The organism is Erythrobacter sp. S57(2025), from assembly GCF_057365055.1.
The window spans coordinates 1,093,713-1,106,244 of record NZ_CP200299.1 but is presented as its reverse complement, the minus strand read 5'-3'; the positions used below and the strand labels follow the sequence as shown (position 1 = coordinate 1,106,244).

Genomic DNA, 12,532 nt, shown 5'->3' with positions numbered 1-12,532 from the left:
GGAATACCCCCTTGGGCTTGGCCTGATCTAAGACGCTCAAGTGAATAGGAATTTTGCAGCTATGGCAAGCCCACACGCAAAGACAATTGTGACCCGCTTTGCGCCTTCGCCCACAGGCTTCTTGCATATTGGCGGCGCACGCACGGCCTTATTCAACTGGCTGTATGCTCGTCACCACGGCGGCAAAGCGCTGCTTCGGATAGAGGACACCGACAAGAAGCGCTCCACCCAAGAAGCGATTGATGCCATCTTGGATGGTCTCGATTGGATGGGTCTCGACTATGACGACGCGCCTACTTTCCAGTCTCAGCGTGCTGATCGGCACGCCGAAGTTGCGAACAAACTTCTAGAAACGGGTCACGCATACAAATGCTTTGCAACGCCTGAAGAGTTGGAAGAAATGCGGTCTGAGCAACGCGCGAACAAGCAACCCATGCGCTATGATGGGCGCTGGCGTGATCGCGACCCGTCTGAGGCATCTGAAGGCGCTAGCTACACGGTGCGGATTAAGACCCCACTTGATGGCGAAACGACCATTCAAGACGAAGTGCAAGGCAGCGTATCAGTAAAGAATGTAGAGCTTGATGATTATATCATCCTGCGAGCTGACGGCACACCGACCTATATGCTCGCAGTAGTGGTTGATGATCATGATATGGGCGTCACCCATATCATTCGCGGCGATGACCACCTCAACAATGCGTTTCGACAACTGCCAATCTACGACGCAATGGGTTGGGAACGACCGACTTATGCGCATGTCCCCCTGATCCACGGCCCTGATGGGGCAAAGCTGTCTAAGCGCCACGGCTCATTGGGCGTAGAAGCTTATCGAGATGAAATGGGCATACTCTCGGACGCCCTCTTTAACTACCTGCTGCGCCTTGGTTGGGGTCACGGTGATCGCGAAGAAATTACGCGTGCAGAGGCAATTGAGCTGTTTGACCTATCAGGCGTAGGCAAAAGCCCGTCGCGTTTTGACATCAAAAAACTTGAAAACTTGAACGGGCACTACATTCGGGAAACCGACGACGCTGTATTGGCACCGCTAGTGGCAAGCCGGATCGAAGGTGCATCCGATGTCGAACTGCTGGCTAAGGCCATGCCAGTTCTTAAAACTCGGGCGAAGAACCTTGATGAACTTGCTGAAGGAGCAGGCTTTTTATTCGCAAGCCAGCCTCTTTCCATGACCGAGAAGGCGGCAAAATTGCTAGATGATGACGGTAGAGCACGCCTGTCCAAGATTTATGCTGCACTTGCGAGTGAAAATAACTGGACAATCGAGGCTCTCGAAGCCACTACGAAGTCGCTTGCAGAGGAACTGGAACTGGGCCTTGGCAAGCTGGCGCAGCCAATGCGTGCTGCACTCACTGGGACGACTACATCGCCCGGCATTTTCGACGTTCTGGTCCTTCTTGGACGGGATGAATCCCTGGCACGGCTCGACGCGCAAAAGGCGTAAGAGCCGATCAAAGGCAAAAAAGAATTTAGGGCAGGAGACTAACCTTGGCAGATAAGCATGCGAAACTGGAGCTAAACGGGAATACGTTTGAATATCCCGTTCTTGAGGGCAGCACTGGCCCCGATGTCATCGATATTCGCAAGCTCTACGGCCAGACCGGCGCCTTCACCTTTGATCCGGGCTACAAATCCACCGCTAGCTGCGAAAGCGCGCTGACCTATATTGATGGTCAGGAAGGTATTCTGCTCCACCGCGGCTATCCAATCGGCCAGTTGGCAGAGCACTCCAGCTTTATGGAAGTGGCCCACTTGCTCCTCAATGGCGAATTGCCCAGCCAGGATGAGCATGACGAGTTTGTTCACACCATCACTCGCCACACGATGCTGCATGATCAGCTCAACACCTTTTATTCAGGCTTCCGCCGCGATGCACACCCGATGGCAATCATGTGCGGCGTGGTTGGAGCGCTGTCTGCGTTTTATCACGACAGCACGGATATTTCTGATCCAGAGCACCGCAAAATCAGTTCACACCGCTTGATCGCCAAGATGCCAACGATCGCGGCGATGGCATATAAGTATGCGGTTGGTCAGCCTTTCATGCAGCCCAAGAATGACTTGAGCTACACCGGCAATTTCCTGCGCATGACCTTTGGCGTTCCGGCCGAGGAATATGAAATTCACCCTGCCATTGAAAAAGCGATGGATCGGATCTTCATCCTCCACGCTGATCACGAGCAGAATGCATCGACTTCTACTGTGCGTCTTGCAGGGTCTTCAGGTGCGAACCCCTTTGCCTGTATCGCTGCGGGCATTGCCTGCCTGTGGGGCCCAGCGCATGGCGGCGCGAACGAGGCGGCGCTCAACATGCTACAAGAAATTGGGACGCCTGATCGTATCCCGCACTATATTGAGCGTGCAAAAGACAAGAACGATCCGTTCCGCCTGATGGGCTTTGGTCACCGCGTTTACAAAAACTACGATCCACGCGCGACCGTTATGCAGAAGACACTGCGCGAAGTGTTTGAAGCTTTGAAGACCACCGATCCGGTGTTTGAAGTTGCGCTTCAACTCGAAGAGCTCGCTCTCAATGATGACTATTTCAAAGAGAAGAAGTTGTTCCCGAACGTCGATTTCTATTCAGGTATCATCCTGAGCTCGATCGGCTTCCCGACCACAATGTTCACCGCCTTGTTCGCCCTTGCCCGCACCGTGGGATGGGTGGCGCAGTGGAACGAAATGATCTCTGATCCAGGCCAGGTTATCGGCCGTCCACGCCAGCTCTACACTGGACCAACGGCGCGGGACTATGTGCCAATCGGCCAACGCTGAGCCAAAGCGGATATGACATGAGCGGGCGATCCATCATAGGGCTGGTTTTTCAAGCCCTTGGGATCGCCCTTCTTGTATTTGGCCTGATCTGGACGTTGCAGGGGTTGGGATTGGTCAACTGGCCACCAAACAGCTTTATGTTGGGGCATCGCGAATGGGTGATTGTTGGCCTTATTGCTATGGGACTTGGTGCTGGTGCGCACATCCTCGGCAACAAGCTAAGACAATCAGACTAGATACGTGATCAACCGCTTTCGAGCAGAAAAAGTCTGAATTTTGCGCCGCCAAGTCCCTCGCCATCAATGGGCTGAATCACGTCCAGATCACCATCCATGGCCAGCGCCAGCTTGCGCGAGATGTAAAGGCCAAGGCCAGAACCCTTGTCGTTTCCACCGTCACTATCGCGGCCAAGCCGTTCAAATTTGTCAAAGATGCGGGTTGCTTGATCGGTGCTTACGCCCGGTCCTTGATCTGTCACGCTAACCGAGATGCGCCCGCTTTTGCGTCGCCGTGACTTAACCCGAACCGTGCTACCCTCTGGGGAATAGGCGATTGCGTTGCCAATCAGGTTGATCAAGATTTGTAGCACACGCCGGAATTCCCCAATCGCGATCAGTTCATCTCCGTCTTCGATCAGCTCAAGAGTGATCGCTTTACTCTGTGCGCGGACGCCCAAGATACCAGCGGCTCGTCGTGCGGCATCGCTGACATCAACCGGCTCCCTTGATGTTTTAAAGTCAGCTGCCTCTACGACTTCAAGATCAGCCAGATCATCCAACATTGCCGACAAATGCTGGCCTGCCGAGGCAATATTGCCAGCATATTCGCTGTATTCCGCCTTGAGCGGTCCAGCTAGCCGTGCACTGATAGTCTCGGCATTTGCAATGATGCGCGCGACAGGCTGCCGCAGGACAGGAGTGAGCGCACTGCCGATCAATTGCGAATGCTCTATGGCTTCCGACTGCTCCGTCTCCGGGGCATCCTGTGACAATGGCTCATCTGCAATCAACAGCAATTCAAACCCGCGCGGCGCAGTGCTTGCTGCGCCAATTGGGATCAGACGCACACGCCAATCCCGCTCAGAACCAGGCACATGGCAATGTGCGCCATCGAGCAGTCGCCAATGCAGCGGTTGGTGATGGACCACCCCTTGCAATTGAAGATAGTCGCTCCAGACCTTTCGCGGTTCGGCGGCAACCTCCGCTTCTAACCTAGCCAAATCTGGCGCATCTGCTGTGAGCAGCTGAACGTGTTGACGAGCATCCAGACGCGCCGTGACTTCGGCAGAAGCGCGATCGATCTCATCTAATCGCTCAGCCAAGTCATGCGAATTGCTGGGAGCAAGCGGGGTACGCTGCCAATTCTCGACCAGCACTTCACAGCCGCCACCTTCTTCATCACTCAGTGGCCGGATGCGTGCAAAGCCCGAAACCGTGTCCTCCCCATCGAAAGCCGAGAACTCGCGCGCAAGACGCAGCCCCATCTTGCGACCTTGGCGCACAAGCTCAAGCAATTCTGGCACGGCGAGCACGCCCGGTATGGCACCACCACAGCTTTCATGCAGCTCGGCCAGCGGGTCATCCGCTGTAAGCAGCTTATCATCGGCATCGGTGATGCCACGCGCCGCTAAGAGGGATTGCTGGCGGTTCACCCGCCTCTCCCCACAGTGGCGCCATCGAGCAATTCCTGCGCTCTCTCAGGTGAAACTGAAGCGAGCTGGCTAGGCACATGGTTAGCCGGACCGGATAACACAAACTGCCGCTCTATCGCTGCTTCATCAAGGCCAGCAGCGCGCAAACTGAGCGCAAGCCGCGCCGCCTGACGCTCATGGCATGAAAGAACGGCTTCATCCCGGCTCCGTTTGGTCAGGGCAGATAGCGCGCTTGCAAAGAGGGCAAGCCCAGCATGCTCCAGCTCCAGCGCAGCTACCGCGCCAGCGTGCATGGAAGACACTAGCCGGGCAAGGAGACCAAGCCGCCCTGCCCCTTCATCATAAGTCGAGCGCAATGCGGTATTTGCGGATGCCACAGATTGAGAAGGCAGTCCCACTAACTGAATGGTTGCTACCGCTCGGGCGAACAAATCAGATGGCAGTTCTTCAAGTGAATGTTGCATCCGCCGCTGATTTTGCATGAAACGCGATTGCGCCGCGAGAGTGCTCATTGCCAGCTCAGCGATCGCGGGCTGATCAGACGCAATAAGCTCTTGCAACAAGGGGCTCAGCACGGGATCTATTTGCCCACGCTTCTCAAATGCCACAGTAAGGTGACCTTCCATGGCCACCGCATAGAGATGATTGAGGAGATCGCCATCCTGCGTCAGTCCGCGCGAAACGGCATCAATTGTGGCTCCGTCTGCGGGGATAGCTGGACCGGGTGTGCCACCAGCAACAAGCAATTGCTCAGCCAAACTGTTGAGCATGCCCCTAACCCGCGCAACGATAGCGTCGCTTACCAATGACTGATCCGAGCTCTCGAGCATATGCGATACGACAGGCGCAACGCTGCCCAGCGCGCGGGTTTCGCGCGCCAGCTCATCCTGAAGGATGGCTTCCACCCCAGTGGGTACAGTCCTGTCCAACGTCATTTCGCCCATTGAGTAGCCTCTACAGGGGATATGGTTAAGCCCCGGTTAGCTTTCGAAGCCCGGCTTTGCGGTCTAACCTAAGCAGTGGATTTGCGCAGAAGCAAATCTACGAGCGCTCCGACTGCAATCATTGCGAACGCTTCGGGCAAGTAACCCAGCCCCGCCGCGACAGCAAATATCGCCATTTGAACAGTTCGATCAGCCCAAAACGGCGCAAGACGCGCGGCCTCACCTCGACTGGCGAGGCGCGAAATTCCTATTGCCAACACTGGCAATGCTAACAGAGCTGAAATCCCGCTTGTCCTTAGCAAAACTGCGGTCAAAATCACTGCAACTATGGCTTCGACAGTCGAGCCGAGAACGCGCTCTGATCTAGCCCTCTCACCTTTGGCCCAAATGCGGGAGCGCATCCGCTTCCAGAGCCCGCTTACAGATGCAGCAAATGCGCCGGCCGCACCGATGCCAAGCGCTGGCGCTCCAAATCCGAATGCAGCCAAAACTAGACTCGCTGTCCCAAAAACTGCAGCCATGCCGAGCGTCATTTCAGGCCCGGTGGCAATGTAACGCGAGCCAAACGACTTCACACTGAGCGCAGCCAACGCGTCCCCTGCACCTGCCCAAGACGGTATCTCCAAGGCGTCATTCAAAAGCGCAATTTCCCGCTTCGAAACTGCCTCTGCTTCGTCAGCGATTTGCCAATTCTCGCTCTCTGAGGGTTTAAGATCAAGATCGCGGCAGTCTTCGCCCGTTTGCAATGCCAGTCTCAAGAGCAACGACACGGCATCGTGATCAGGGGGGAGATCGCTCAATTTGTGAACTTGTCCGGCGCGGATTAGCGCAAAGCCAGCCCAATGGCGCTCGCGATCAATTCGCTCAAGAATATCTGAGAACTTTTGGCTTAGCGCATGGTCTGCAGGCAGGGTTGCGATGCCGCGGCTTTTGCCATCATCTGTGAAAGCTCTGGCAATCCGCGGCTCCAACATGAGCCCGTCGGCCAGCATCAGCAATTCATCCTCTGCTCGGACTAGGCCAACAAGTTGCAAATTGGTGCGGATCGCGTGAAACCCATGTCCTTGCTCCTCGACCCAGGATTGCAGGCTCAGAATCGCCTCACCAGGAGCATAGCAAAGGCAAATGACCCGCTCACAGCCAAGTTCAATCGCCAATTGCGCCTGCCAAGCAAGCAGCGATCGTCCGCCAAGCATTTGCTCGGCCCTGAGCTGCCCTTGATCGGTTTTCTCGACTGCGGAGATGAGCGCAATGCGCAAGGCAAACCCTTTTGTTAAGGGCGAGGCGGGATGTCGCATCGCTCCATGAAGGAAAGCGCTAGGCGGAAGAATGGGCGCGTATCAAGCTTTGAGGGCGAACAATTCCCCTCCAAATGCGTCAGACCGCGTCAGAAATTACGCGGGACGTTGCCTGAAAAGCGGTCGAGTACGATCTCGATATCGCGAATTGCTGCGGGTTCTCCGGGTGCAGACACCAGTGCGTTTTCGGCAGCCAACAGCAATTCTTCGGCATGGAAGCTCGCCGCCAAACCTTTGAGGCGCATTGCAGCAACGTTCCAATTGCCATCACAGCGCGAGCGTTTCAGCAGGTCGAGTTGCTTAGTAGCGCTTTCGATAAAGGCGCCTCTCAGCTCACCCAGCAATGCGGAATCGTCCCCCGCAGCTGCTGCCAAAGTCGCGTCTAAAGCTCCACTTTCATAAGCCATGAAAGCACGCTTAGTCCGAATTAGGTTAAAGCAGGGTTTATCCACAGTCCGAGTGTGGTATTGAGCATCCATGGCAAAACGACGTCACATCAGGGCTGTAACCCCAGACGCCGCGCAAGACGCGCATGACAAAATCGTTTCAGATGAGGTGGTTGATAGCTCAACCTCTGATCAAATATCTGACAATCTTGGGGTCGAAGGGCCGGTTGATACCGAAGACTTCGATCTGGCCGATTACATCGATGACGATCCTTATGAGGTGTCTTCGGACCGCTTTGGTTGGGTTGCTCCAGCTATTGCCGGAACATTGATCGTTGGATGGACGGCCCTTTACCTTTGGGCGATGCAAGATCGCTTGCTCGCTGCGGGAAGCGCTCCGCCCAATGAATGGGTGCGTTGGATAATTGATTGGTCGGTTCCGGTGTTGCTGGTCGGCGTTGGCTGGCTTTTGACAATGCGCCACTCGCGCGCAGAGGCGAAACGCTTTGCTGAAACCGCGTCTTTACTCTCAAAGGAGAGCATCGAGCTTGAGGCGCGACTAACGGTGGTCAATCGTGAATTGAGCCTTGCACGCGAATTTTTGGGTGCGCAATCACGCGAACTGGAATCCCTTGGTCGGATTGCGAGCGAGAAAATCTCTACGCATGCGGCCGAGCTGCAGGGTCTGATCCAGGAAAATGGCGAGCAGGTCGACGCAATCGGCAGCGCGAGCGAAGCCGCATTGGGCAATATGAAACGTCTGCGCGATGATCTGCCTGTTGTCGCCAATTCGGCTCGCGATGTGTCCAATCAGGTCGGCAATGCGGGCAATAACGCTCAGGAACAGCTCAATAAACTGGTCGGCGGCTTTGAACGCCTCAACGAATTTGGCAAGGCGAGTGAGCGACAAGTTTCTGCGCTGGATGAGCGTGTATCAAATTCACTTGGTGGGCTTGAAACGCACCTGACGAAAATCAGCGATACAATAACTACTCGCCTCGACGCTGTTGAAGAGCGCGCGGGCAATTATCGGAGCGAAGTTGACGCCGCTGAGGGCAAGGCACTGGCCGCTCTTGGTGAGCGCATGACCATGTTGCAGACCGAAACCAAGGCAATTTCCGGGAAACTCAGACAAGCAGAAGCGGGCGCAATCGAGCAATTGCAGGCCTCTAAGAAGCGCTTCGAAGATGATGTCATCAACACTATGGACCGGCTCGACAAACTAGATTCGCATGCGATCAACGCGTCGCAAAACCGGATCAAAGAACTTCAGGCCCTGATGGATCAGGTTGACGAACATATCTCTGCCCGTGAGCGCAAATCCACTGAGGAAACCACGCGTCGCCAGGAAGAATTCGACACCCGTGAGGCGCAAGCGAGCGAAGTACTCGCACAGCGGCTTGCAGAGCTCGACGATTCTCTAGCAGAGCGCCGTCAGGCTCAGGTCCAGGAAACCGAGAAACTGGTCGAACAAAGCTCTGCGATGACCGAACAACTCGACAAGCTTTCAGCACTCATCGCCGACGTAGGCGAACAGAGTGATACGACCCGTGAGGGATTGAATACTGGGCTTGAAACATTCAGCGAACAGGTCGCGCAAAAACGCGAAGAGTTGAGCGAAACAGAAAAGCAACTGGGTGAACTCACCGAGGCGGGCATACGTTTGCTCGAGATAATCCAGTCTGGCGCCAAGCACAGCCGCGAGGATCTGCCAGGTGCAATCGAAGTGGCCTCTCAATCGCTTTCTGACATTGAAGAACGCGCCAGCACCGTTTCCGGCCTGATGCTCAACACCAGCGAACAGGCCAGCAATCTAAGTGACTATTTGATCGAAACGCAGGACAAGATTGCATCGACCGATAGTTCTATCGATGCTCTGCAAGGAAAGCTGATCGAGCAATCTGAGGAAGCACTGAGCAAGCTGCAAGGCTTGCGCGGTGGCTTTACTCGCCTCGCGAAGGAAAGCGAAAGCTACGCGCAGGATACGCAAGGCAAGCTGCGCGAAGCGCTTTCGGCATTAGAAGACGCAACCACCAGCGCCTTTGCCGCGCTTGATGATGGTGCCCGTGAAAAAGTGAGCACGCTTGCTGGCACCATTTCCAAGGATGCTGTTGCCGAAATTGAACGCGCATTGCGCAATGACACCGCCGAAACGGTTGGCAAGCTGGAGCAAGCAGCGAGCCATGCAGCCGGAAAAGGGCGCGAGGCAACCAGTCAGCTGCGTGACCAGCTCGCCAAGGTCAATGAACTGACCAAAAACCTTGAACAGCGCATTGCACGCTCAAGAGAGCTTGCGGAAGAACAGGTCGGCAATGACTTTGCACGGCGCATGGCGCTTATCACCGACAGCCTGAATTCAAACGCGATTGATATTGCAGGCGCGCTTTCCAGCGAAGTTACCGATACTGCGTGGGACGCCTATCTGAAAGGCGATCGAGGCATCTTTACCCGCCGTGCAGTGCGCTTGGTTGATAGCGGTGATGCGAAGGAGATCGGGGAACTCTATCAGCGCGACGACGACTTTAAGGCCAGTGTTAGCCGGTATATTCATGACTTCGAAGCGATGCTGCGCTCGATGCTTTCCACCCGTGACGGCAACGCGCTTGGCGTGACCATACTGGGCTCAGACATGGGCAAACTCTATGTCGTGCTAGCACAGGCGATCGAACGCTTCCGTCAGTGAGGCTTAGCCCTCATCGCCCAATCTTGGTGGGTCTGGAAAGACGTTGAGATCATCAGCGGTGATCCAGCCATACGCAAAATTGAGCACAAATAGGCTGGTTAGGACAATTGCCACTACGGTTGCGCGGATCAGCAATTTGCCGGGACGAAAGTTCACAGGCGCGCTATCTGCTTGCCCTGGCACTTTCTCAACGCCCGCCTCATCAGCAGTGCGCACTCCGAATGGCAGCATGACAAACGCAGTCATCACGAAGAACAGGAAGTAAACCGCAAGGATTGATGTGATCTGCATCAGTCAGGCACCCCCTGCCCTAAGCCCGGCATGATCACCCGCACTTGCGGGTTTTTGCCCGACCATCGCCGTGCAGCGCGCCGTGCAGCAAGGCGCGCGGCCTCATGCACAGCAGCAGGATCTTTGGCGGCGTGTCCCTTAAGCTTGCCGATCGCAGTTAGAATATCTCTCTGTGTTTCCTCAAGGAATTCAGGCATATCCTCATCCAAAGGTAGGCCCAAAGCCTCGATCACTGGTTGCTGGCCGCGGGCAAGCACCACAACCACTAGGCCTTCGCCCGCCATCCGCCGTCGCATTGCGACCGCTTCGCCATCGGCGGGTGCGATAATATCACCATCAAGGACGAGGCGACCATTGCGCACTCCGGCAAGTTTGCCCGGCTCACCCGGCGCAAGACGCACGATATCGCCGTTCGATTGCACGACGTTAGAAGCAATCCCGCACGCTTTACCTAACCGCGCCTGCTCTGCCATGTGCCGCATTTCACCATGGACAGGGACAAGTACGGCAGGTTGCAGCCACTCATACAGCGCCTCAAGCTCAGGGCGTCCGGGATGGCCGGAGACGTGGATCAGGTTCTGACGATCGGTCACCATCGTGATGCCGCGCCTCGCCAGCTGGTTCTGCATCTTGCCAATGGAAATCTCATTGCCCGGAATTTGGCGTGAAGAGAACAGCACAACATCGCCGCGCACCAGCTCAAGAGGATGATTCTCATCCGCTATCCGCGACAGAGCGGCACGGGGTTCTCCCTGCCCACCTGTTGCAAGGATCAGCACCTCTCCACGTGGCAACCGCATGGCCGTGTCGAAGTCAACGGGATCAGGAAAGTCGGTTAGGTAGCCATTGTCCTGCGCCACTTCGATAATCCGGTCGAGTGAGCGTCCTGCCACACAAATTTGACGTCCAGTTTCCCGAGCGACTTCGCCCAAGGTGTGAAGCCGCGCGACATTGCTGGCAAAGGTCGTAACCAGCACGCGTTTGCCCGCGTGCTTTGCGACCTCTTCCATCAGTCCCTTGTGTACGGCCCCTTCTGAACCTGACGGGTTGGGGTTGAAGACATTGGTGCTATCGCAAACCAACGTGTGAACGCCCTCCGCGCCGATTGCGCGAAGCTCTTCCTCCGTTGTCGGCTCGCCAATAATCGGCTCTTCGTCTAGCTTCCAGTCGCCTGTATGGAATACCCGGCCATAAGGCGTATCAATCAGCAGTGCATTTCCCTCGGCAATCGAATGCGCGAGCGGCAAGTACTTGATGTTGAATGGTCCAATATCAAAGTCGCCGTGGTCATCAGCGATGATATTCAATTCCACCTTTCCTAGCAGCCCTGCTTCCTCAAGCTTGCGCGCGACAAGGTCAGCCGTGAATGGGGTGGCATAAAGCGGCACGCCCAGCTCTCCAGCAAAATACGGCACAGCCCCGATATGATCCTCGTGCGCATGGGTCAACACAATGCCGAGCAGGTCGCGGGTGCGCTCCTCGATGAAATCGAGATCCGCAAAGACCAGATCAACGCCGGGATACTCACCCCCGGAAAAGGTCATACCCAGATCAACCATCAGCCATTTGCTGTCACACCCATACAGGTTGACGTTCATGCCGATTTCGCCGGAACCGCCTAGTGCAAGGAAAAGGAGTTCGTTTTCAGGAGTGAAGTTCTTTTTCACACAATCTCTTGGAATTGAATTTTCATTTAGTCTGAGGCCTGCTGCGCAAGGATCGCGAGGCCTTCAATGGTGAGGTCGGCATCGACTTCGTCAAAGATATCGGTCGCATCGTCAAAAAGGATGGCGAGGCCGCCAGTCGCGACCACTTTCGCAGGCCGGCCGATCTCGGACTTCATCCGCTCTACGATGCCTTCCATCATTGCCACATAGCCCCAGAACACACCAATGAGCATTTGGTCTTCGGTGTTGCGTCCAATGACGGATTTGCTGTCTGGCGCACGGATGGCGATGCGGGGCAGTTTGGCAGTTTTACCGACCAACGCATCAAGCGAGAGGTTGATACCGGGGGCGATTGAGCCGCCCTTGTAGGCTCCGTTGAAATCAATCGCTTCGAATTTGGTTGCGGTGCCAAAATCGATCACGATCAAGTCGCCACCATACTTGTGATGCGCTGCGAGGATGTTGAGTGCGCGGTCTGCCCCTAATGAGCTAGGCTGGTCGACATCAATCTCAAATCGCCAAGCGGCATCGCCGTGCCCTGCTTTGAGTGGGGTGATACCAAAGTACTTTTGCGAAAGGACGGTCAGGTTGTGATCAGCACGCGGGACAACCGATGCAAAGATGATCTGTTTGATATCCTCGCGCGCGACCCCTTCGATTTCGAGCAGTTGCAGCAGCCAGACCGCGTATTCATCACCTGTCCGACGCGGATCGGTCGCAATGCGCCAGCGCGCTTTTGCGGTAAAGCCGCCATCCGCGCTCAGCTCAAACAGAGCAAATACAACATTGGTGTTTCCGACATCGGCTGCCAGCAGCATC

General features: G+C 55.6%; 11 protein-coding genes. 4 read left to right on the top strand and 7 right to left on the bottom strand.

Annotated features, from left to right (window positions below; all coding sequences use genetic code 11):
- Nucleotides 1-61: 61 nt before the first annotated feature.
- From gltX to AC0V6N_RS05310, 3 genes are read left to right on the top strand one after another with little or no spacing between them, the layout of a single operon-like run.
- Nucleotides 62-1,462, top strand: coding sequence for a glutamate--tRNA ligase (gene gltX / locus AC0V6N_RS05320; protein WP_486170550.1), 1,401 nt, complete (start codon nucleotides 62-64; stop codon nucleotides 1,460-1,462).
- A gap of 44 nt (nucleotides 1,463-1,506) precedes the next feature.
- Nucleotides 1,507-2,793 carry a citrate synthase gene (locus AC0V6N_RS05315; RefSeq protein WP_486170549.1) on the top strand — a complete coding sequence of 429 codons (1,287 nt, stop codon included), beginning with the start codon at nucleotides 1,507-1,509 and terminating at the stop codon, nucleotides 2,791-2,793.
- A 17-nt stretch (nucleotides 2,794-2,810) separates the two neighbouring features.
- Nucleotides 2,811-3,029, top strand: a complete 219-nt coding sequence (locus AC0V6N_RS05310) for a hypothetical protein (RefSeq protein ID WP_486170548.1) — start codon at nucleotides 2,811-2,813, stop codon at nucleotides 3,027-3,029.
- 8 nt (nucleotides 3,030-3,037) lie between these two features.
- On the opposite strand, the gene AC0V6N_RS05305 is transcribed toward AC0V6N_RS05310, so the two are convergent.
- From AC0V6N_RS05305 to AC0V6N_RS05290, 4 genes are all read right to left on the bottom strand, one after another.
- Nucleotides 3,038-4,444 carry a sensor histidine kinase gene (locus tag AC0V6N_RS05305; RefSeq protein WP_486170547.1) on the bottom strand — a complete coding sequence of 469 codons (1,407 nt, stop codon included), beginning with the start codon at nucleotides 4,442-4,444 and terminating at the stop codon, nucleotides 3,038-3,040.
- Nucleotides 4,441-5,388: a hypothetical protein gene (locus AC0V6N_RS05300; protein ID WP_486170546.1), complete on the bottom strand. Its 948-nt coding sequence runs from the start codon at nucleotides 5,386-5,388 to the stop codon at nucleotides 4,441-4,443. Before AC0V6N_RS05300 ends, AC0V6N_RS05305 begins: the two co-directional genes overlap by 4 nt.
- 68 nt (nucleotides 5,389-5,456) lie before the next feature.
- Nucleotides 5,457-6,647, bottom strand: a complete 1,191-nt coding sequence (locus tag AC0V6N_RS05295) for a hypothetical protein (protein WP_486170545.1) — start codon at nucleotides 6,645-6,647, stop codon at nucleotides 5,457-5,459.
- A 128-nt stretch (nucleotides 6,648-6,775) separates the two neighbouring features.
- Nucleotides 6,776-7,093, bottom strand: coding sequence for an Hpt domain-containing protein (locus AC0V6N_RS05290; protein WP_486170544.1), 318 nt, complete (start codon nucleotides 7,091-7,093; stop codon nucleotides 6,776-6,778).
- Nucleotides 7,094-7,163: 70 nt separating this feature from the next.
- Here AC0V6N_RS05290 and AC0V6N_RS05285 point away from each other — a divergent pair, with 70 nt between their 5' ends.
- Nucleotides 7,164-9,755 (top strand): coiled-coil domain-containing protein, encoded by a 2,592-nt coding sequence (locus tag AC0V6N_RS05285; protein WP_486170543.1) that lies wholly within the window; start codon nucleotides 7,164-7,166, stop codon nucleotides 9,753-9,755.
- A gap of 3 nt (nucleotides 9,756-9,758) precedes the next feature.
- Here the strand turns inward: AC0V6N_RS05285 and AC0V6N_RS05280 are convergent, their stop codons facing one another.
- Genes AC0V6N_RS05280 through AC0V6N_RS05270 form a run of 3 tightly spaced genes read right to left on the bottom strand, consistent with a single transcriptional unit; the run spans nucleotide 9,759 to nucleotide 12,531 of the window.
- Entirely contained in the window at nucleotides 9,759-10,046 is a 288-nt protein-coding gene (locus AC0V6N_RS05280; protein WP_486170542.1) for a DUF1467 family protein, read from the bottom strand.
- Complete coding sequence (locus tag AC0V6N_RS05275) at nucleotides 10,046-11,713, bottom strand: ribonuclease J (RefSeq protein ID WP_486170541.1); 1,668 nt, start codon at nucleotides 11,711-11,713, stop codon at nucleotides 10,046-10,048. Before AC0V6N_RS05275 ends, AC0V6N_RS05280 begins: the two co-directional genes overlap by 1 nt.
- 26 nt (nucleotides 11,714-11,739) lie before the next feature.
- Nucleotides 11,740-12,531, bottom strand: a complete 792-nt coding sequence (locus tag AC0V6N_RS05270) for a type III pantothenate kinase (protein WP_486170540.1) — start codon at nucleotides 12,529-12,531, stop codon at nucleotides 11,740-11,742.
- Between the last annotated feature and the right edge of the window lies 1 nt (nucleotide 12,532).